Below are 19,185 nucleotides of genomic sequence, written 5' to 3'. Positions count from 1 at the left end.
GCGCATGGCGGGCCTTACAGACGTTCTATTTCGTGGGTGCCGAACAGGCCGTACGGACGCACCAGCAGCACGGCCACGAGCACGATGAAGGTGGCCAAGAGCTTGTATTCGCCGCCCAGGTCGGCGATGTGCTCCTGCGCGATGCGCTTGACCTGGCTGCTGGCGCGGCTGCGGTCCTGCCACAGGGCGAGCAGTCCGGCGATCTCTTCCATCGAAAAGCCCAGGTCGCGCGCGCGGCGGATGAAGCGCAGGCCGTGCACGTCGGCCTCGGTGTACTGGCGGTAGCCGCTGTCGGTGCGCGCCACGCCGGCCACGAGGCCCAGGGATTCGTAGTGGCGCACCATGCGCGCCGAAACCCCGGCGCGGCGCGCGGCCTCGCCGATGGGCACGGGCCAAGCCGTCTTGCTCATGCCGTGACGGCGTAGCCTTCTTCGGCGATGGCCGCGGCCAGCGCTGCGCGGTCGGCGCTGCTGTGCGCCACGTGCACGCTGCCGCTGGCCCGGTCGATGCGCACGCTGGCATCGGGGTCCACGCCCTGCACGGCCTGGGTCACGGCGCGCTCGCAGTGGCCGCAGGTCATGCCCTGGACCTGGAAGTCGTGGCTGGTGGTGCTGGATGCTGTCATGGAAGGCTCCTTGCTGAAAGTGGATGGGATGGCAGGGAGCGTAAACCTTCACATGGTGGCAAGGTCAAGCGCCATGCCAAGACCTTGGTGCGAACCACCTTTTTTCAGGCCTATTTGGGCCGGGCGCGCTTCACGTGTGCATCGGGGCGCGAGAGCCGGCCTGCGCGCAGCTCGCCCACGGCCACCGCCAGGGCCTGGGCCGCGCCGCGGATCTCGGCCTGCATGGCCTGGTCCCGGTCCAGCACCTCGTGGCTTTGGGCATAGCTTTCGTAGTAGCCGATTTAGCGGTCCAGCCGCGCGGCCTGGCCGGCGTCGAGGAAGCCCATCCAGTCGAGCCAGTCCGACAGGGCGCGGCGCGACATCTCGATGCCGGCCACGTCGCCGTGCACGGCCACGGCATAGGTGCGGCCTTCCAGGTGCTTGGGATAGCCCCAGCCAGCGAGTTCCAGCGCCTTGGCTTCGGCTGACTTCTTGCCGTGGGTGCTGGTGGGATCGGGGTTGCCGCCGTCGGCGCAGACCAGGCGGTCGATCATGAGCTTGAGCGGGCTGGGCGACTGGTACCAGTACACGGGGGTGATGATCATCACGCCGTGCGCGGCGGTCCAGCGTTCGTAGATTTCGTTCATCCAGTCGCCGGTCTGGCGCATGGCGTGGTTGGGGTAGCAGCTGCACGGAAAGTGGCACAGCGGCATGGCGGTGGAGACGCAGCCCTTGCAGGGGTGGATGTGGCGCCCGTAGTCGGAGGTGACGCGGCTCAGGTCGAGGAGGTCGACCTCGATGTGCTCGGCCGCCAGCACGTCGCGCGCCATGTTGAGCATGCGCCAGCTCTTGGAGATCTCGCCGGGGCAGGTGCCGTCGTTGCGGGCCGAACCGCAGACCAGCAGCACGCGCGAGGGGCTGGCCGGATCGGCCCAGCGCTGGCGCGCCGCGTCGATGCGCTCCTTGGCCTCGATCCAGTCGACGGACAGGTCGTAGTCCGGGTCGGCATAGCCGGGTCCGGCCTTGCGCGTGCGCGGCGCCTTGCGGTTGTCGTCGTAGTTGCGCCAGGCAATGCCCTCGATGCGGTCCAGGGCGTCGGCGGCCTCGTCGGCAAAGCGCGGGTCCTGGAAGTCGAGCAGAAAGCGTTCGCGGAATGCGGCGCGGTCCAGCGGCTCTGGGGCCTGGCCGGTGCGCGCCCGTGGGGGTGTGGGGCTTGTCATGGATGGATTCGACTACCGGCCACCCGGCGTCCGTATCGGACAAGGCGCCGACTTGATCTGGGGCAAGGGCTTGACCTTGACATGATGGCAAGCTGTAACTTCCATGCCATGAACACGACGACCCTTTCTCCTTCCTCTTCTGCTGCAGTGCAACAGCAGCAGTTCGACTTCGGCATTGGCGGCATGACCTGCGCGAGCTGTGTGGGCCGTGTGGAGCGCGCGCTGCGCAAGGTGCCCGGCGTGGAGGACGCTGCCGTCAACCTGGCCACGGAATCGGCGCGCGTGGCCATGGCGGTGCCCGAGGGAGCCGATGCCGCGGCGCTGGAGGCACAGTTGCGCCGGGCGGTGCGCAATGCGGGTTATGAGCCGCTGGCCACGGGGCAGGGCGAGGCGGCCGAAGACCTCTCTGCCTGGGCGGGCTTTCTGCCCGTGGGCGTAGGGCTGGCGCTGTCGGCCCCGCTGGTGCTGCCCATGGTGGGCGACCTGTTCGGGCAGCACTGGATGCTGCCGGCCTGGCTGCAGTTCGTGCTGGCCACTCCCGTCCAGTTCATCCTGGGCGCGCGTTTCTACAAGGCGGGCTGGCATGCCGCACGGGCCCTGTCGGGCAACATGGACCTGCTGGTGGCCGTGGGCACCAGCGCGGGCTGGGGGCTGTCGGTGTGGCTGTGGCTTACAGCCCATGCAGGCCACGCCCCGCACCTGTATTTCGAGGCCTCGGCCGTGGTGGTCACCCTGGTGCTGCTGGGCAAGTGGCTGGAGGCGCGCGCCAAGCGCCAGACCACGGCGGCCATCCGCGCACTTCATGCGTTGCGCCCCGATGTCGTGCACCTGCTGGGCAAGGCCGGCGAGGTGGATGTGCCCGTGGCCGAGGTGCTGGTGGGCGACCGGCTGGTGGTGCGCCCGGGCGAGCGCATCCCCGTGGACGGCACGGTGCACGAGGGCCACACGCAAGTGGACGAATCCATGCTGACCGGCGAGCCCCTGCCCGTGGCGCGCGACGTGGGCGCGCCGCTCACGGGCGGGTCCATCAATGGCGACGGGCGCATCGTGATGGCGGTGACGGCGGTGGGGGCCGAGACGGTGCTGGCCCACATCATCCGCCTGGTGGAGGATGCGCAGGCCGCCAAGGCGCCGCTGCAGCGCCTGGTGGACAAGGTGTCGGCCGTGTTCGTGCCTGTGGTGCTGGCGATTGCGCTGGCCACCCTGCTGGGCTGGCTGTGGGCCGGCGCGGGACTGGCAGCGGCGCTGATCCATGCCGTGGCGGTGCTGGTGATCGCCTGCCCCTGTGCGCTGGGCCTGGCCACGCCGGCGGCCATCATGGCGGGCACGGGGGTGGCGGCGAAGTACGGCATTCTGATCAAGGACGCGCAGGCGCTGGAACGCGCGCACCAGGTGGACACGGTGGCCTTTGACAAGACCGGCACGCTGACCGTGGGGCAGCCGCGCCTGATCGCCTTTGAAGTCGTGCCGGGCGTGGAAGAGGGCGGGGCCCTGGCGGCGGTTGCCGCCGTGCAGAGCGGCAGCGAACACCCGCTGGCGCGTGCCGTGGTGCGCGCGGCGCAGGAACGCGAGCTGGCCCTGCTGTCCCCCGATGCCGTGCGTGCCGTGCCCGGGCGCGGCACGGAGGGCGAGGTGCGGGGCGCCAGCTACCTGGTGGGCAGTCTGCGCTGGATGCAGGAGCTGGGGGTGGACATGGGACCGTTGGCAGATCGCGCTGCGGCCCTGCAGGCCGAGGGCGCCACGGTCTCGGCCGTGGCCGAGCGCACCCCTGGCGGCCTGGCACTGCGCGCGCTGATGGCTTTTGGCGATGAGCCCAAGCCCGGTGCGCGCGAGGCCCTGGCGGCATTGAAGGGCCGTGGTATCCGCACCGTGATGGTCTCAGGCGACAACCGTGGCGCTGCCGAGGCCATGGCGCGCCGCCTGGGTCTCGACCCTGCCGCCGGCGAGGTGATGGCCGAGGTGTTGCCGGGCGACAAGGCGGCGCGGGTTGCTGCACTGCAGCAGCAGGGCGGCCATGTGGTGGCCATGGTGGGTGATGGCGTCAACGATGCGCCGGCCCTGGCTGCGGCCGATGTGTGCATGGCCATGGGCAATGGCACGGATGTGGCCATGCACGCGGCCGGCATCACGCTGATGCGCGGCGATCCGCGGCTGGTGGCCGCGGCGCTCGACATATCGCACCGCACGGTGCTGAAGATCCGCCAGAACCTGTTCTGGGCCTTTGCCTACAACGTGGCCGGCATCCCCCTGGCGGCCCTCGGTTACCTGAGTCCGGTGGTGGCCGGGGCGGCCATGGCGCTCAGTTCGGTGAGCGTGATGGCCAACGCCCTTTTGCTCAAGCGGTGGCGCATGTGATAAACACGTATGGCGTATGGTCACAGTCACGTGGCAAACTGCAACGTTTTGTTGCAGGCCGGCGGATACGGGGGCGGGGTTGCCTTTGCCATGCAGGGGCTTCCCGGCAGTCCGCCACCAGCACGTACACCTATTCAAAGGAAGACAGATCATGAATCTCTTCGCGCTCATGCGGCAATTCACCATTCGATTCCGCATGCTCGGGGCCATTGCCGTGGTGCTGGGCCTGCTGGGCCTGCTCGGAGGGGCCGGCATGCTGGGCATGTTCCGCATTGCGGCGCTCAGCGAGGACTTCATGTCCCACTCGTTCGCTGAAGTGGGCCACATGGCCGAGCTGCGCGGCGAGATGGGCACCATCCGCCAGCTCGAGAAGGACATGATCATCGGCTACGAAAAGCCCGAGGTCGTGAAGGCCGCGCAGGCCAAGTGGCTGGCCAGCCAGGACAAGGCCAAGAAGCTCGCGAACAAGCTCCTCGAAGGGCCGGAGGACGCGAACAACCCGGTGGTGCGCGACATCATCAAGCGCCTGGACAGCTACCGCGAGCAGTTCGCCCATGTGGCGCGCCAGCTCGAGGCCGGCGGCTACGACACGGCCACCATCGCCAACCGCATGAGCGGCAAGGCCGTGGCCGAGTTCGACCAGGCCGACAAGCTCATGCAGCAGCTCGATGGGGTGCTGCGTGCCGATGTGGACAAGGCCGTGGAGCAGCAGGGCCGGGTCACTGCGCAGACCAAGTGGCTCTTCGTGCTGGCCGTGCTGATCACCGTGGCGGTGGTGGTGCCGCTGACGCTCTTGAACATGATCTCCATCTGCAACCCGCTGGCCGAGGCGCGCCGCATGGCCCAGGCGATCGCCGGGGGTGACCTGTCGCAGCCCATCCGCGCCGAGGGCAAGGACGAGGTGGCCGACCTGCAGCGCGCCCTGGGCGACATGCAGCAGGGCCTGGGTTCGCTGGTGGCGAAGGTGCGCGATGCCAGCGGCAACATCGCCACGGCCAGCCAGGAGATCGCCACGGGCAACCAGGACATGTCGCAGCGCACCGAGCAGACCGCCAGCAACGCCCAGGAGGCCGTGGCCTCGCTGTCGCAGCTGACCTCTACCGTGCAGCAGACGGCCTCGTCCTCGCAGATGGCCAACCAGTTGGCGGCCTCGGCATCGAACACCGCCACGCGCGGCGGCACGGTGGTGCAGCAGGCCGTGGCCAGCATGCAGGAGATCTCGGCGTCGAGCCGCAAGATCGGCGACATCATCGGCCTGATCGACTCCATCGCCTTCCAGACCAACATCCTGGCGCTCAATGCCGCCGTGGAAGCCGCCCGCGCAGGCGAGCAGGGCCGCGGCTTTGCCGTGGTGGCCTCGGAAGTGCGCAGCCTGGCCCAGCGCTCGGCCGCTGCGGCCAGCGACATCAAGGGGCTGATCCACAACAGCGTGACCGCCGTGGACGGCGGCGTGCGCCACGTGGAAGACGCCGGCACAGCCATGAAGGAGATCGTGGCCAGCGTGCAGCGCGTGGGCGACATCATCGGCGAGATCACGGCGGCGGCCACCGAGCAGTCGGGCGGCATCGGCCAGGTGAACCAGTCGGTGGGCGAGATCGACCGCATGACGCAGCAGAACGCGGCGCTGGGGGCAGAGTCCGCCGCCGCGGCCGAGTCGCTGCGCGAGCAGGCTGCGCGCCTGTCTGAGGTGGTGCAGCAGTTCCAGCTCGCCGAGTCGATGTCGCATGGCGGCCACGGCGGTGGCCCGGTGGCCCAGCCTTCGCCGCAACAGCATGCATCGCTGCGCGCACCTGCGGCCTCGCGCCCGCTGCTGGCACGCTGAGACCCGCCCCAGGCAGTCTGCACAAGGCCCCGCGCGCTTCGGCGAGCGGGGCCTTTTTCATGGGCAGGGTTGACTTGCGTCAGCCGGCACGCGGGGCCTGCATGGCACCCTTGGGGCTGTTGGAACAAACACCCCCTGGAGCCGTGCCATGCCCTATGCCAGCCTGCAGACCATCCGCGAAGAACACGCCTCGCTGGCCGCCGTATTGCGCTCGCTGGAGCTGATGCTGGACCGCGGCCCGGGCGATGCGCCCGCGCCGTTCTTCGACGTGATGCGCGCCATGCTGTTCTACATCGACGAGTTTCCCGAGCGCCAGCACCACCCCAAGGAATCACAGTGGCTGTTCCCGCGCGTGGCCGAGCGCGCGCCCGAGGCGGCCGAAGCCATTGCCCGGCTGGAGCGCGAGCATGCCGGGGGCGAGGCCGCCGTGCGCGAACTGCAGCACCTGCTGCTGGCCTGGGAACTGTTGGGGGAGGTGCGGCGGAGCGCCTTCGAAGAGGCCATGCACCGCTATGTGGCCTTCTACCTGGAGCACATGCGGCTGGAAGAGTCCGTGGTGCTGCCGGCGGCCCATGCGCACCTGGAGACGCAGGATTGGGTGGCGATGGACATGGCGTTTGCATCCAACGCCAACCCGTTGGCGCAGGGCCCAGCCCGCGACGGGGCCTACGACCGCCTGTTCACCCGCATCGTGATGCGGGCCCCCAGCCCTATAGGACTAGGCACCCCCTGAGTCGCTTCGCGCCTTCACCCCTCTCTCGACTCGCTGCGCGATTCGGGAGGGGGACGCCCCCGGTGCGGCGGGGCGGCCCTTGCACGGGGGCACTGGCCTGAGCCGTGCGTGTTCTTCGGGTGGCTGGTGGCGCGTACGCACCACAGACCGCTCAGGCCGTTTGCGCTGCTGCGAGGGTCGGGTAGTCGGTATAGCCCTTCTCGCCGCCGCCGTAGAAGGTGCTCTGGTCCCAGGCGTTGAGCGGGGCCTTTTGGCGCAGGCGCTCGACCCGGTCGGGGTTGGCGATGTAGAGCTTGCCGAAGGCCACGATGTCGGCCGAGCCGTCGGCCACGGCCTTTTCGGCCAGGGCGGGGTCGTAGGCGTTGTTCACCATCCATGCGCCCTTGCCGCCGGCTGCGCGGTAGGCAGCCTTGAGTGCGGCGTAGTCAAAGGGGCGGTCGGGCAGCTCGCGCGGGCCGCCGGTGGCGACTTCGATGATGTGGATGTAGGCCAGGCCCAGCGGCGCGAGCTGGCGCACCACGTAGTCGAACAGGGGCTGCGGGTCGGCGTCGATGATGTCGTTGGCCGGCGTGACGGGCGACAGGCGGATGCCGACCTTGCCGCCGCCCACGGCATCGACCGCGGCGCGCGTGGCTTCAAGCAGCAGGCGGGCACGGTTCTCGATGCTGCCGCCGTAGTCGTCGGTGCGCTGGTTGGCGCCGGTCTTGAGGAACTGGTCGAGCAGGTAGCCGTTGGCGCCGTGGATCTCCACGCCGTCGAAGCCGGCGGTCTCCACCGCGTTGCGGGCTGCTGCCGCATAGGTGTGCACGATGCCGGGCAGCTCGGAGGCGTCGAGCGCGCGCGGCTGCGAGGTGGGCGCGAAGCTGCCCTTGCCGGTGGCGCGGTCGATCAGATAGGTCTTGGACTTGGCGATGAGGGCCGAGGGCGCCACGGGTGCGCCGCCATCGGGCTGCAGGTCGTTGTGCGAGATGCGGCCCACGTGCCACAGCTGGGTCACGATCTTGCCGCCGGCTTCGTGCACGGCGGTGGTGACCTTCTTCCAGGCGTCGAGCTGCTCGGTGCCGTACAGGCCGGGCACGTCGGCGTAGCCCTGGCCCTGGTGGCTGATGGCCGTGGCCTCGGTGATCAGCAGGCCGGCGCTGGCGCGCTGGGCGTAGTAGGTGGCCGTGATGTCGGCCGGCACGGCGTTGGGTGCGCGATTGCGCGTGAGCGGTGCCATGGCGATGCGGTTGGCCAGGTGCAGGTCGCCGACCTGGATGGGATCGAAGAGCGAAGGTGTGGACATGCGGTGGTGCTTTCTTTCAAGTCGGTTGGAGGCCGCAGGGGCCGGGAAAGACGGACAAGCCTAGTCGCAAACCGTGAAGGCTGCAGTAGGCCGGCGCCCCCAAGGACAAGTAATTTGTGCTATCTCCAAGGCGCTCCTTGGCGCCAGCACGGCGGGGCCCTGCGCGGCACAATGGCCGCCATGAGCACTGTTGTCCCCGCGCCGTCTTCGCCCCCCTTGCTTCGCAATGGCCTGTGGCTGGCTGTGGCCCTCTCGATGGGGGCGGCGGTGTCGCTGGGCATCACGCGCTTTGCGTACGCGCTGCTGTTGCCGCCCATGCGCGCGGACCTGGCCTGGTCGTACACGCTGGCCGGGGCCATGAACACGGTGAATGCCCTGGGCTACCTGCTGGGTGCGCTGGCCACACCGCTGCTGCTGCGCCGCCTGGCGCCGGGCACGCTGCTGGTGGCGGGCTCCGTGCTGGCCACCGTGTTCATGGGCCTGTGCGGCTTTTTCGTGGAGGCCGCGCCGCTGCTGCTGCAGCGCCTGCTGGCCGGGGTGGCGAGCGCGCTGGTGTTTGTCTGCGGCGGCCTGCTCGCGGCGCGGCTGGGGGCGCAGCAGCCGGGGCGCAGCGGGCTGCTGCTGGGCCTGTACTACGGCGGCACGGGCTGGGGCATCAGCCTGTCGGCCGTGCTGGTCCCGGCGGTGCTGGCCGCTGCACCGGGCCCGCACCCCTGGGCCTGGGCCTGGTGGGCGCTGGCGCTGGCCTGCGTGGCGGCCACGCTGGTGCTGCTGTGGCCGGCACGCGCGCTGCAGGCATTGGCCGCACCCGCTGCCGCGGCGTCCGCGCAGCCGGAGCACGGCCGTGTGCGCTGGGCGGCCTTCGCCCCGGCGTTGCTGGGCTATGGCCTGTTCGGCGTGGGCTATATCGGCTACATGACCTTTGTGGTGGCGCTGCTGCGCGAGCAGGGTGCCAGCGGCGCGGCCGTGACCTGGTTCTATGCGCTGCTGGGGCTGGCGGTGGTGCTGTCCTCGCGCCTCTGGGCGGGCCTGCTGGACCGCAGCCGCGGTGGGCAGGCGCTGGCTTTGCTCAACGGCCTGCTGGGCGTGGCCACGGTGCTGCCGGCGCTGACCTCGGCCTGGCCGGTGGTGCTGGCCTCGGGCCTGCTGTTCGGGGCGGTGTTCCTGTCGGTGGTGGCCTCCACCACGGCGCTGGTGCGGCACAACCTGCCGCAGGCGCTGTGGGCCAGCGGCATCAGCGCCTTCACCATCGTCTTCGCGGCGGGGCAGATCATCGGGCCCACGGTGGTGGGCTGGATCGCCGACGGTCCCGGCGGCCTGGCGCGCGGGCTGGTGTTCTCGGCCGGCGCGCTGTGGGTGGGGGCGGTGGTCGCATCGCGGCAGAAGCCGCTGACCCCTGCATAGACGCTTTTCGCATATCCAAGCGCGAAAGCAGTGCAAGGCGCGACGAGGTCTGTTGCCTAGAATTTTTTCTCTCATGCCAGCCCATGCCCGGGCTGCTCCCACAGATCCCGAGAGAGAAAAAGGAATTCGTCCCGATGGCAACGACACGCAGAACCAGCATCCAGGCCGCGGCCCTGGCCGTGGGCATGGCGCTGGGCTTCAGCGCCCTTGCGCAGACCCGCGAGGTGGTGATCGGCTACCAGGACATGGTCGTGCCCTGGCGCCATGCACAGGAAACGCGCGAGGTCGAGAAGCGCACGGGCTACAAGGTCACCTACCGCAAGCTGGGCAGCGGCGCCGAGGTGGTGCGTGCGCTGGCCTCGGGCGCCATCCACATCGGCGAGGCGGGCTCGTCGCCGATCGCCTCGGCGCTGTCGCAGGGCGTGCCCATCGAGGTGTTCTGGGTGCTGGACAACATCCACGATGCCGAGGCCCTGGTGGCGCGAAACGGTTCTGGTGTCAACAGCCTGGCGGATCTGAAGGGCAAGAAGATCGGCCTGCCCTTCGTTTCGACCACGCACTTCCATGCGCTGGTGGCGCTGCAGGACGCAGGGGTCGATCCCAAGACCGTGCAGATCGTGAACCTGCGCCCGCCCGAGATCCTGGCTGCCTGGGAGCGCGGCGACATCGACGCCACCTTCGTCTGGGACCCGGTGCTGGCCAAGGCCAAGGGCAATGGCAAGGTTATCGTGACCTCGGGGCAGATCGCGGCGAAAACCGGCAAGGCGACCTTCGACGGCCTGGCGGTGACCAAGGCCTTCGCCAAGGAGCACGACGCCTTCCTCGCGCAGTTCGTGCAGGTGCTGGCCGACGCCGACAAGGCCTACACCGGCAACAAGGCTGCGTGGAACGCCGATTCGGCCGAGGTGAAGGCCGTGGGCAAGTGGAGCGGGGCCGAGGTGTCCACTGTGCCCGCCAGCCTGGCGCTGTATGCCTTCGTGCCGCCCACCGAGCAGGCATCGAACCAATGGCTGGGCGGCGGCAAGGATTCGGGCGTGGCGAAATCGCTGGCGGCCACGGCGGCTTTCCTGAAGGAGCAGGGCACCATCCAGAACGTGCTGCCCGACTATGCCGCGGGCGTGAACCCGGCCTGGGTCCGGCGTGCCAAGTGACGACGACAGCGCATCCGGTCTGCGCATACGCGGCCTGAATGTGCGCTACGCGGGCGCATCGCCGGTGCTCGCGCTGCAGGACGTGGACCTCGACATCGCCCGCGGCGAGCTGGTGGTGGCGCTCGGTGCCTCGGGCTGCGGCAAGACCACGCTGCTCAACTGCATCGCAGGCTTTACCGAGGCCTCGTCGGGCCGCATCACGCTCAACGGGCGCGAGGTGGCCGGGCCGGGTGCGGAGCGCGGCGTGGTTTTCCAGAAGCATGCGCTCATGCCCTGGCTCAATGTGGTGGACAACGTGGCGCTGGGCCTGCGCCTGCGCGGTGTGGCGCGCGAGAAGCGGCGCCGCCTGGCCACCGAGAAGCTGGCCCTGGTCGGGCTCGAGGCGTTTGCCCAGGCCCCCGTGTGGCAGCTCTCGGGTGGCATGCAGCAGCGCGTGGGCATGGCCCGCGCCCTGGCCAGCGACCCCGATGTGTTGCTGATGGACGAGCCGCTGGGCGCGCTCGACGCATTCACGCGCGAGTCGCTGCAGGAGCTGGTGCTGCAGCTGTGGCAGCGCACGGGCAAGACCATTTTCTTCATCACCCACGACGTGGAGGAGGCGCTGTTCCTGGCCTCGCGCCTCATCGTGATGACGCCGCGCCCGGGCCGCATCGCCCAGCAGCATGCGCTGGGCTTCAACCGCGAGCACCTGGCGGGCCGGCCTGCGCGCGCGGTGAAGTCGGACGCGCAATTCATCGCCTGGCGCGAGCGCGTGCTGGACTGGATCGCGCCCAGCGTGACCCAGGGGGAGCCCGCCGGTGCCTGACGCGATGAGCCAGATCCTGGTGATACCGGGCAGAGGCCGTGATGCGCCGGGGGCCGCGGTGCCGGTGGAGCCCGCCACGCCGCCGCTGCCACGTGCCGTCGCGCCCTTTCGGCTGCCCGGCAGCGGGCCCAGCCGGGCCATCAGTGCCGCCACCGTGGCTGCGCTGGTGGCGCTGTGGTGGCTGGCCACGCACCGCGGCTGGGTACCTCCGCTGTTCCTGCCTGCACCCGAGGCCGTGCTGCGCGCCTTCGGCGATGCCTGGCGCGGCAACATCCAGGGCGGCGAGCCGCTGTGGAAACACCTGCAGTGGAGTGCGATCCGCGTGTTCGGCGCGTTTGCGCTGGCGGTGGTGACGGCGGTGCCGGTGGGCATTGCCATGGGCGTGAGCCGCGTGGCGCGCGGTGTGTTCGACCCGCCCATCGAGTTCTACCGGCCGCTGCCGCCGCTGGCCTACCTGCCGTTGATCGTGATCTGGCTGGGCATCGACGAGGCGTCCAAGATTCTGTTGATCTACCTGGCCTGCTTTGCGCCGATTGCGCTGGCGGCCAAGGCCGGCGTGCGCAGCGCCAGCGTGGAGCAGATCAATGCGGCCCTGTCGCTGGGTGCCAGCCGCTGGCAGCTGGTGCGGCATGTGATCGTGCCGGCCGCGCTGCCCGAGATTCTGGTGGGCCTGCGCATCGCCATCGGCTTTGGCTGGACCACGCTGGTGGTTGCCGAGATGGTGGCGGCGACCGTGGGGCTGGGGCAGATGGTGCTCAACGCCTCCAACTTCCTGCGCACCGACGTGGTGGTGATGGGCATCCTGGCCATCGGCCTGGTGGCCTGGGGCTTTGACTGGTGGATGCGCTGGCTGGAGCAGCACCTGGTGCCCTGGAAGGGGCGTTGAGCCCCTCCAGGGTTGGCTGGCTTACTTGAGCAGGCCTTCGGCCTTCATGGCTTCCTGCACGGCGGGGCGGGCGCCCACACGCTCGCGGTAGGCGGCCAGGTTGGCCAGGGCGGAGATGTCCACGTTGGTGGGCTTGGCCCAGTTGGTCACGGTGAACAGGTAGCCGTCGGCCACGGTGAACTGCTCGCCCATCAGGTAGTCCTTGCCCGCGAGCTGGCCGTCCACGAACTGCAGGCGCTGCAGCAGTTTTTCGCGCGCCATGGTCTTGTACTCCTCGGGCGTGGCCGGGTTGAACAGGGGCGAGAAGCCCTTGTGGATCTCGGTGCCGATGAAGGTCAGCCATTCCTGCAGGCGGTAGCGCTGCAGCGAGCCGTTCTGCGGGGCCAGCATCTTGAGCGGCACCTGGTCGGCGATGTACTGCACGATGGCCGGGCCTTCGCGCAGGCGCGTGCCGTCGTCCAGCTCCAGCATGGGCACGTAGCCCAGCGGGTTGATGGTGTAGTAGTCCGTGCCATCCTGCAGCTTGTGGCTCTTGGTGCTGGCCAGCACGGGGGTGTAGGCCAGGCCCGCTTCGTGCAGGGCGATGTGCGGGGACAGGGAGCAGGCGCCAGGAGAGTAGTAGAGTTTCATTGTTGGGTCCTCTGGTGTGAAAAATGGCAGGAAGGAGCCCACTATCCTATGCGCAGCCCTGGTTTTTTGCATGACCCGGGCGGTAAATCCGCTGCGGGCCCCTGTCAGCTTTGTCAGCTGTCGTAACCGGGTGCGTCCCGTTGCGCCTTGCGCAGCAGCGATGGCCACACGAAGGCGCCGCCCAGTCCACCGGTCTGCACGCGCATGGCCTGGGCCACACCGCTCACGATCTGCGGGTCCACCGGGTTGAGCTCGCCCCCGGCCTGCGCGTCGATCTGGATGCGGCAGGTGTTCTCGAAGGTGTACATCGAGAGGAAGGCGTCGGCGATGGACTTGCCCACGGTGAGCAGGCCGTGGTTGCGCAGCATGAGGAAGTTGGCCTCGCCCAGGTCGGCCTGCAGGCGCGGCTTTTCCTCGTCGCGGAAGGCCACGCCCTCGTAGCCGTGGTAGGCCAGCGAGGCCAGCACGAAGGTGCTCTGCTGGCTGATGGGCAGTACACCGCATTTCTGGGCGCTCACGGCCACGCCGGCGCGGGTGTGGGTGTGCAGCACGCACTGCGCGTCGGGCCGGGCCTCGTGCACGGCGCTGTGGATCACGAAGCCGGCGGGGTTCACCGGGAAGGGCGAGTCGTGCAGCTTGTTGCACTGCATGTCCACCTTGATCAGGCTCGATGCGGTGATCTCGTCGAACATCAGGCCGTAGGGGTTGATGAGGAACTGGTGCTCGGGTCCCGAGACCGATTCGGGCAGCTTGGCGCTGATGTGGGTGAACACCAGGTCGCTCCAGCCGTACAGGGCCACCAGGCGGTAGCAGGCGGCCAGGTCGCAGCGCAGCTGCCATTCTTCGGGGCTGACGCTCTCTTGCAGGGAAGGGATGGCGATCATGGGTATGTCTCCTGGAGTTATGGGGATCGATCAGAGCCCACTGTAGGCCGCCAGCGGCGCGCGGACTGTCCGGCAGGCTACACAACAGAGCGGTTTTCTGGGGAATTCCCGCGATGTCGCGGGCATTCCATTTCGCTGTGCGCGCCTCCAATCGCTGCGCGGCAGGCGTCCCTAAAGTCCATTCATCCCATCGCCCGGTGGGAGGGAACAACCGGATTTTTTTGGAGATCAACCCCATGCACACCACGCTTACTGCACCGACCCTCGGGAGGCTGCTGGCCTCGTTCGTGGCCGCCACCTGCCTCTTGTCCCTGGGCCTTTCCGCCCATGCCCTGGAGACCGTGGACAAGGGCGCCTTCACCATCGCGTTCTCGGGCGACATGCCCGGCACGGGCTACCAGGACGGCAAGATGGTGGGCTACGACGGCGAGATCCTGCAGCGCATTGCCGAATCTTTGAAACTCAAGGTCAAGCCCGCGCTGATGGAGTGGTCGGGCACCATCGCCTCGGTGCAATCGAAGCGCGTGGACGTGATGGCCGGCACCATGGGCTGGACGGAGCAGCGCTCGAAAATCATGGCGCTGAGTGACCCGATCCACTATTTCAAGAACGGCATCACGCAGTCGGACAAGACCGACTGGAGCAAGCTCAAGGATCTGGAAGGCAAGAAGGTCGGCACGATCACGGGCTTTTCGTTCATACCCGAGCTGCGCAAGATCAACGGTCTGCAGCTGGCGCTGTACGACACCTCGGACGCGGCCGTGCGCGACCTGCTGGCCGGCCGCATCGATGCGGTGATCGGCGACCCGCCGGTGATGCAGTACGCGATCTCGCAGAACCCGCAGTGGAAGATCAAGTTCAATGCCTTCACCGATGCCTCGCCCGACTACCCGCTGCTCACGGGCCTGGGCCAGGTGGTGTTCGGCCTGAACAAGGACAACCCCGAGCTGGTGAAGGCCGTGAACGCCGAGATCGCCAAGCTCTGGGGCAGCTGCGAGCTGCGCAAGATCGGCAAGACCTATGGCCTGGTGCAGGACGTCTGGTACATCCCCGTGGGCCAGAACGCCCGGGCCGGCGTGGACCGCGCGGTGGACTGGAAGCTGCCGTCCTGCAAATGATTTGCTGACATCCTGGCGAGCCGCATGCGTGCCCCTGGGCACGCATGCGGCGTTCTTGCTTCAGGCCTCGACGGTGCCGGCATGCAGCGCATTGCGCATCCGCCCCGGCGGCATGCCGTACAGCTGCTGGAAGTGCCGGATGAAGTGCGAGGCATCGGAGAACCCGCACTCGTAGGCGATGGTGACGATGGGCAGCTCGGTGCTGGTGAGCATCCAGCGCGCGTACTTGAGGCGCGCGTTGCGGTAGTACTCCGACGGGGTGGTGCGCGTCTCGGCCAGGAACACGCGTTCGAGCTGGCGGCTGCTCGAATCCACGAGGCGCGCGATGACCGCGATCTCCAGCGGCGTGCCGATGTTCTTTTCCATCAGCACGATGGCCTGGCGCAGCTTGTCGTGGTCGGCCGTGCCGTAGCCCAGCGCATGGCGGCGCGCCTCGTGGGTGGGGCGCGCGGCGGGGTTCACCGTCATCTGGTGGATGACCTTGGCCGCACGGTCGGGGCCGCAGTGCAGGCGCACCAGCTCGGCCGTGAGTTCCACGATGGAGATGCCGCCCGCGCAGCTGATGCGGTCGCCGTCGAACACGTAGTGGCAATCGGTGCTGTAGTCCTGGTTGGGGAAGGCAGTCTTCCAGTCTTCCACGTGGTAAGGGTGCACGCAGGCGCGGCGCCCGGCCATGAGGCCGGCGTGCGCGAGTGCGAACGTGCCGGTGCAGATGCCGATCAGCGGCTTGCCCGCTGCGGCCGCTTCGCGCAGGAAGGCGGTGTAGCGCGGGTGCACCGTGGGGATGGCGGGCAGCAGCCCGCCGATGACGGCGATGTAGTCGTAGTCGCCATCGGACGAGAGCGAATCCTGCACCGCCACGGGCACGCCGCAGCTGGCTTGCACCGATTGCCCGGGCACGCCCAGGATGGTCCACGAGCAGCGGATCTGGCGGCTCTGGTCGCCCACGTCGGCGGCGTGGCGCAGGCCGTCGCACAGGCCGGCCAGTGAGAGCAGGGGGAACTGCGGCCACAGCAGGATGCCCACGCGCAGCTCTGTGGCTGAGGTCGTGCCCGAGTGCCTGCGCTTCGGTGCGGGCGATGCCCTGGCGGCATCGAGCTTGCCGATCAATTCACCAATGTCGCCTGTGTTCTGTGCACTGGCCTGGTGCGCCCGCGCACCAATCTCGGCAGGAGTAAGGTCAGCTCGATGTTTGGGTGGTGGCATGGGGTTTTCCCTGCATGTCGCATACGTTCAATATAGCGGCGACCGCCTGCAATGAACAGAGGGTTGCCCTTCCTAGCATGGAGGCACTGGGCAACGAGGGCATGCGGCTGCAAGGACCGTGCCGCAAAGCCCGCACAAGCAACCGTCTGGAGAACCCCGCTGTGAACGACCAACCCCCGCTGCTGCGCGTGAGCGGCCTCAAGAAAAGCTACGGCCCGGCCGAAGTGCTCAAGGGCATTTCCTTCGACCTGAAGAAGGGCGAGACCCTGTCGCTGATCGGGCCCAGCGGCTCGGGCAAGTCCACCTGCCTGCGCTGCCTGAACTTTCTGGAAAAGCCCCAGGCGGGCGAGGTGCTGCTCGGCGCCGAGCGCATCGGCCAGCGGCCCGACCGCAAGGGCGGCTGGCGCCTGATGAGCGACACCGAGATGGCGCCGCAGCGCCGCGAGATCGGCATGGTGTTCCAGCTGTTCTACCTGTGGCCGTACCTCACGGTGCGTGAGAACGTGGCGCTGGCCTCCATCAAGGCGGCCGGCATGCGGCGCGACGAGGCCCATGCGCTGGCCGAGGCCATGCTGGAGAAGGTGCACCTGCGCCACAAGGCCGATGCCTACCCCGAGCAGCTTTCCGGCGGGCAGCAGCAGCGCGTGGCGATCGCGCGCACGCTGGCGCAAAAGCCCCAGCTGATCCTGTTCGACGAGCCGACCTCGGCGCTCGACCCCGAACTGGTGGGCGAGGTGCTGGGCGTGATCCGCGAGCTGGCGGAAGAAGGCCGCTCGATGATCCTGGTGACGCACGAGATCCGCTTTGCGCGCGACGTGGCGGACCGCGTGATCTTCATGGAGGGTGGGCACATCGTGGAGGAAGGCCCGGCCGCGCAGGTGATCAACCAGCCGCGCATGGAGCGCACGCGCAGCTTCCTCGGCCAGGTGGGGGCGTGAGCATGCCGGGCATCGACACCCTCACCCTGATCGTGGCCACGCTGGCGTGCGGTGCGCTCACGGCCGCCCAGGTGGCCCTGGGCGCGGGCCTGCTGGCGGCCAGCCTGGGCCTGCTGCTGGCGCTGGCCGTGGTCTTCGTGCGCAACCGCGTGCTGCAGCTCACCATTGCCGCCTATGTGGAATGGATGCGCAATGTGCCGGCGCTGGCGCACCTGTTCGTGCTGTACTTCGGCATGGCCTCGGTGGGCGTGCGGCTGTCGCCGCTCACGGCCGCGGTGGTGGGCCTGGGCCTGGTGGGCGCGGCCGTGCTCTGCGACGTGTTCGCGGCCGGCCTGCGTTGCCTGCATGTGGGCCAGCGCGAGGCGGCCCTGGCCGTGGGCCTGACGCCCGCGCAGGCGCTGCGCTCGGTGCTGTTGCCGCAGATGCTGCGCGTGACCTTGCCCGCGCTGGGCAACTATGCGAGCCAACTCGTCAAGGACACCTCGATCGCCTCGGCCATCGCGGCGCCCGAGGTGATGTTCTATGCGCGCAACCTGGTGACCTCGACTTTCCAGACGCCGCTGATCTACCTGACGGCCATCGCCCTGTATGCCGCCATGGTGCTGCCCGTGAGCTGGGCCTTTGCGCGGCTGGAGCGCCGCACCGCAGGGGGTGCGCGATGATGGCCTTCTTCACGACCTATGCCGAATACCTGGGCGAGTGGTGGCCGCGCCTGCTGCAGGCAGCCCGGGTGACGGCAGAGCTTTCGGCCATCGGCTTTGCCATTGCGCTGGTACTGGGCGCGCTGCTGGTGTGGATGCTGCGCAGCGGCGTGGGCGTGCTGCGCCATGCGGCCAACGGCTGCATCCAGTTGCTGCGCGCGGTGCCGCTGCTGGCCCTGCTGCTGGCCATCTACTTCGCACTGCCCTCGGTGGGCATCACGCTGTCGGGCTACTGGGCCGGGGCCATCGGCCTCGGGGTGCATGGCGCGGCCTATGTGGCCGAGATCCTGCGCGGCGGGCTGCAGTCGGTGCACGGCGGGCAGCGCGAGGCGGGGCTGGCCGCGGGGCTCACGCCCCGCCAGGTGTTCCTGTACGTCACGCTGCCGCAGGCCCTGCGCGTGATGCTGCCGCCGCTGCTGTCGAGCTATGTGGCGCTGCTCAAGGACAGCTCGCTGTGTGCGCTGATCGCCACCAACGAGCTGATGCTGGCGGCGCGCGCCATGTCCAGCGAGTACTTTTTGCCGCTGCACATCTTTCTGCTGGTGGGCTTGCTGTACTTTGCCATCGCCTTTCCCCTGTCCATGCTCTCGCGGCTGCTGGAGCGCCGCCTGGCCCAAGGGCGCCGTACGGTGGGTGCAGCATGAAGGAGGACCTCATGGCATCCATGACCTACGCACCACTGGAGCAGTTGGCACAAGCCATCGCCTGTGGTGAGCTGTCGAGCGAGGCACTGCTCGAAAACCAGCTCGCGCGCATCGAACGCCACGGCGGGCAGTTGCACGCCTTCACCGACGTGTATGCCGACGAGGCCCGCGCCGCTGCGCGCGGCCTGGACCAGATGGCGCGTGCTGGCATCCGCCTGGGGCCGCTGCACGGCGTGGCGGTGGCGGTGAAGGACCTGTTCGAGGTCGAGGGCAAGCCCATCGCAGCGGGATCGAAGGCGCGGCCGCCGCGCACATCGGCCCGCAGCGCGGCGGTGGTGGAGCGCCTGCGCGCGGCCGGGGCGGTGGTGATCGGCAAGACGCACACCGTGGAGTTCGCCTTTGGCGGCTGGGGCACGAATGCCGCGATGGGCACGCCCTGGAACCCCTGGGATCTGAAGACGCAGCGCACGCCGGGCGGCAGCAGCAGCGGCTCGGCCGTGGCGCTGGCGGCGGGCCTGTGCTCGGCCAGCATCGGCACGGACACGGGCGGCTCGGTGCGCATCCCGGCGGGGCTGTGCGGGGTGGTGGGCCTCAAGACCACGCGCGGGCTGATCAGCCGCCACGGGCTCATCGAGCTGTGCCCCACGCACGACACGGTGGGCCCGCTCACGCGCACGGTGCGCGACAGCGCCATTTTGCTGGACGTGCTCTCGGGCCCCGACCCGCGCGATGCCGTGTCGCTGCCGGTGCCTGCGCGAGCAGGCCAAGGCCGAGATGCTGGCGGCCATGGACGGGGTGG

At 69.1% G+C, this 19,185-nt stretch carries 18 protein-coding genes and 1 pseudogene; 12 read left to right on the top strand and 7 right to left on the bottom strand.

Going from position 1 to position 19,185, the window contains the following annotated elements:
- Window positions 1–14 precede the first annotated feature (14 nt).
- The 3 genes and pseudogenes from ACK59X_RS19680 to ACK59X_RS19670 form a co-directional block, all read right to left on the bottom strand.
- A complete protein-coding gene (locus ACK59X_RS19680; protein ID WP_409959966.1) occupies window positions 15–410 on the bottom strand; it encodes a MerR family transcriptional regulator in 396 nt (131 codons plus the stop codon).
- Window positions 407–625 carry a heavy-metal-associated domain-containing protein gene (locus tag ACK59X_RS19675; protein ID WP_409959964.1) on the bottom strand — a complete coding sequence of 73 codons (219 nt, stop codon included), beginning with the start codon at window positions 623–625 and terminating at the stop codon, window positions 407–409. The genes ACK59X_RS19680 and ACK59X_RS19675 overlap by 4 nt, the downstream gene beginning before the upstream one ends.
- Before the next feature lie 110 nt (window positions 626–735).
- A pseudogene (locus ACK59X_RS19670) lies at window positions 736–1,824 on the bottom strand (flavodoxin family protein).
- Between the two features lie 108 nt (window positions 1,825–1,932).
- Between ACK59X_RS19670 and ACK59X_RS19665 the strand changes: the two are divergent.
- From ACK59X_RS19665 to ACK59X_RS19655, 3 genes are all read left to right on the top strand, one after another.
- A complete protein-coding gene (locus ACK59X_RS19665; protein WP_409959962.1) occupies window positions 1,933–4,179 on the top strand; it encodes a heavy metal translocating P-type ATPase in 2,247 nt (748 codons plus the stop codon).
- A gap of 151 nt (window positions 4,180–4,330) precedes the next feature.
- Window positions 4,331–6,001 (top strand): methyl-accepting chemotaxis protein, encoded by a 1,671-nt coding sequence (locus ACK59X_RS19660; protein ID WP_409959960.1) that lies wholly within the window; start codon window positions 4,331–4,333, stop codon window positions 5,999–6,001.
- Between the two features lie 148 nt (window positions 6,002–6,149).
- On the top strand, window positions 6,150–6,734 hold the full coding sequence (locus ACK59X_RS19655) for a hemerythrin domain-containing protein (protein WP_409959958.1): 585 nt from the start codon (window positions 6,150–6,152) through the stop codon (window positions 6,732–6,734).
- A gap of 151 nt (window positions 6,735–6,885) precedes the next feature.
- On the opposite strand, the gene ACK59X_RS19650 is transcribed toward ACK59X_RS19655, so the two are convergent.
- Complete coding sequence (locus ACK59X_RS19650) at window positions 6,886–8,019, bottom strand: alkene reductase (RefSeq protein WP_409959956.1); 1,134 nt, start codon at window positions 8,017–8,019, stop codon at window positions 6,886–6,888.
- Between the two features lie 180 nt (window positions 8,020–8,199).
- Between ACK59X_RS19650 and ACK59X_RS19645 the strand changes: the two genes are divergently transcribed.
- The 4 genes from ACK59X_RS19645 (at window position 8,200) to ACK59X_RS19630 (ending at window position 12,265) form a co-directional block, all read left to right on the top strand.
- Window positions 8,200–9,423 carry a YbfB/YjiJ family MFS transporter gene (locus tag ACK59X_RS19645; RefSeq protein WP_409959955.1) on the top strand — a complete coding sequence of 408 codons (1,224 nt, stop codon included), beginning with the start codon at window positions 8,200–8,202 and terminating at the stop codon, window positions 9,421–9,423.
- Window positions 9,424–9,557: 134 nt separating this feature from the next.
- A complete protein-coding gene (tauA, locus tag ACK59X_RS19640; RefSeq protein ID WP_409959953.1) occupies window positions 9,558–10,574 on the top strand; it encodes a taurine ABC transporter substrate-binding protein in 1,017 nt (338 codons plus the stop codon).
- Window positions 10,564–11,379 (top strand): taurine ABC transporter ATP-binding protein, encoded by an 816-nt coding sequence (locus ACK59X_RS19635; protein ID WP_409959952.1) that lies wholly within the window; start codon window positions 10,564–10,566, stop codon window positions 11,377–11,379. Before tauA ends, ACK59X_RS19635 begins: the two co-directional genes overlap by 11 nt.
- 4 nt (window positions 11,380–11,383) lie before the next feature.
- Entirely contained in the window at window positions 11,384–12,265 is an 882-nt protein-coding gene (locus tag ACK59X_RS19630; RefSeq protein WP_409959950.1) for an ABC transporter permease subunit, read from the top strand.
- 21 nt (window positions 12,266–12,286) lie between these two features.
- On the opposite strand, the gene gstA is transcribed toward ACK59X_RS19630, so the two are convergent.
- Together gstA and ACK59X_RS19620 are read right to left on the bottom strand one after the other, a co-directional pair.
- Window positions 12,287–12,895 carry a glutathione transferase GstA gene (gene gstA, locus ACK59X_RS19625; RefSeq protein ID WP_409959948.1) on the bottom strand — a complete coding sequence of 203 codons (609 nt, stop codon included), beginning with the start codon at window positions 12,893–12,895 and terminating at the stop codon, window positions 12,287–12,289.
- A gap of 113 nt (window positions 12,896–13,008) precedes the next feature.
- On the bottom strand, window positions 13,009–13,779 hold the full coding sequence (locus tag ACK59X_RS19620) for a class II aldolase/adducin family protein (RefSeq protein ID WP_409959946.1): 771 nt from the start codon (window positions 13,777–13,779) through the stop codon (window positions 13,009–13,011).
- A 236-nt stretch (window positions 13,780–14,015) separates the two neighbouring features.
- Here ACK59X_RS19620 and ACK59X_RS19615 point away from each other — a divergent pair, with 236 nt between their 5' ends.
- On the top strand, window positions 14,016–14,897 hold the full coding sequence (locus ACK59X_RS19615; protein ID WP_409959944.1) for an ABC transporter substrate-binding protein: 882 nt from the start codon (window positions 14,016–14,018) through the stop codon (window positions 14,895–14,897).
- Between the two features lie 60 nt (window positions 14,898–14,957).
- Here the strand turns inward: ACK59X_RS19615 and ACK59X_RS19610 are convergent, their stop codons facing one another.
- Window positions 14,958–16,103: a GlxA family transcriptional regulator gene (locus ACK59X_RS19610; RefSeq protein WP_409959942.1), complete on the bottom strand. Its 1,146-nt coding sequence runs from the start codon at window positions 16,101–16,103 to the stop codon at window positions 14,958–14,960.
- 161 nt (window positions 16,104–16,264) lie between these two features.
- On the opposite strand from ACK59X_RS19610, the gene ACK59X_RS19605 reads away from it, so the two are divergent.
- The 4 genes from ACK59X_RS19605 to ACK59X_RS19590 form a co-directional block, all read left to right on the top strand.
- The gene (locus ACK59X_RS19605; protein ID WP_409959940.1) at window positions 16,265–17,041 is read left to right on the top strand and encodes an amino acid ABC transporter ATP-binding protein; all 777 of its coding nucleotides are present in this window, start codon (window positions 16,265–16,267) and stop codon (window positions 17,039–17,041) included.
- Window positions 17,042–17,043: 2 nt separating this feature from the next.
- Complete coding sequence (locus ACK59X_RS19600) at window positions 17,044–17,703, top strand: amino acid ABC transporter permease (protein WP_409959938.1); 660 nt, start codon at window positions 17,044–17,046, stop codon at window positions 17,701–17,703.
- On the top strand, window positions 17,703–18,386 hold the full coding sequence (locus ACK59X_RS19595) for an amino acid ABC transporter permease (protein WP_409959936.1): 684 nt from the start codon (window positions 17,703–17,705) through the stop codon (window positions 18,384–18,386). The genes ACK59X_RS19600 and ACK59X_RS19595 overlap by 1 nt, the downstream gene beginning before the upstream one ends.
- 11 nt (window positions 18,387–18,397) lie before the next feature.
- Window positions 18,398–19,185, top strand: a 788-nt coding sequence (locus tag ACK59X_RS19590; protein WP_409959934.1) for an amidase, incomplete at its 3' end; no start/stop codon positions are given.

Origin of the sequence: Acidovorax sp., assembly GCF_046339755.1 — a bacterium.
GTDB lineage: Bacteria > Pseudomonadota > Gammaproteobacteria > Burkholderiales > Burkholderiaceae_C > Acidovorax.
This window is presented reverse-complemented; position numbering and strand designations above follow the sequence as displayed.

Bases quoted from the DNA above. Each gene is read 5' to 3' on its own strand.
- ACK59X_RS19650 (WP_409959956.1), bottom strand. From the start codon at position 8,019: ATGTCCACACCTTCGCTCTTCGATCCCATCCAGGTCGGCGACCTGCAC.
- ACK59X_RS19665 (WP_409959962.1), top strand. From the start codon at position 1,933: ATGAACACGACGACCCTTTCTCCTTCCTCTTCTGCTGCAGTGCAACAG.
- ACK59X_RS19660 (WP_409959960.1), top strand. From the start codon at position 4,331: ATGAATCTCTTCGCGCTCATGCGGCAATTCACCATTCGATTCCGCATG.
- ACK59X_RS19645 (WP_409959955.1), top strand. From the start codon at position 8,200: ATGAGCACTGTTGTCCCCGCGCCGTCTTCGCCCCCCTTGCTTCGCAAT.
- ACK59X_RS19610 (WP_409959942.1), bottom strand. From the start codon at position 16,103: ATGCCACCACCCAAACATCGAGCTGACCTTACTCCTGCCGAGATTGGT.
- ACK59X_RS19675 (WP_409959964.1), bottom strand. From the start codon at position 625: ATGACAGCATCCAGCACCACCAGCCACGACTTCCAGGTCCAGGGCATG.
- ACK59X_RS19680 (WP_409959966.1), bottom strand. From the start codon at position 410: ATGAGCAAGACGGCTTGGCCCGTGCCCATCGGCGAGGCCGCGCGCCGC.
- ACK59X_RS19630 (WP_409959950.1), top strand. From the start codon at position 11,384: ATGAGCCAGATCCTGGTGATACCGGGCAGAGGCCGTGATGCGCCGGGG.
- ACK59X_RS19595 (WP_409959936.1), top strand. From the start codon at position 17,703: ATGGCCTTCTTCACGACCTATGCCGAATACCTGGGCGAGTGGTGGCCG.
- ACK59X_RS19600 (WP_409959938.1), top strand. From the start codon at position 17,044: ATGCCGGGCATCGACACCCTCACCCTGATCGTGGCCACGCTGGCGTGC.
- ACK59X_RS19655 (WP_409959958.1), top strand. From the start codon at position 6,150: ATGCCCTATGCCAGCCTGCAGACCATCCGCGAAGAACACGCCTCGCTG.
- ACK59X_RS19615 (WP_409959944.1), top strand. From the start codon at position 14,016: ATGCACACCACGCTTACTGCACCGACCCTCGGGAGGCTGCTGGCCTCG.
- tauA (WP_409959953.1), top strand. From the start codon at position 9,558: ATGGCAACGACACGCAGAACCAGCATCCAGGCCGCGGCCCTGGCCGTG.
- ACK59X_RS19620 (WP_409959946.1), bottom strand. From the start codon at position 13,779: ATGATCGCCATCCCTTCCCTGCAAGAGAGCGTCAGCCCCGAAGAATGG.
- gstA (WP_409959948.1), bottom strand. From the start codon at position 12,895: ATGAAACTCTACTACTCTCCTGGCGCCTGCTCCCTGTCCCCGCACATC.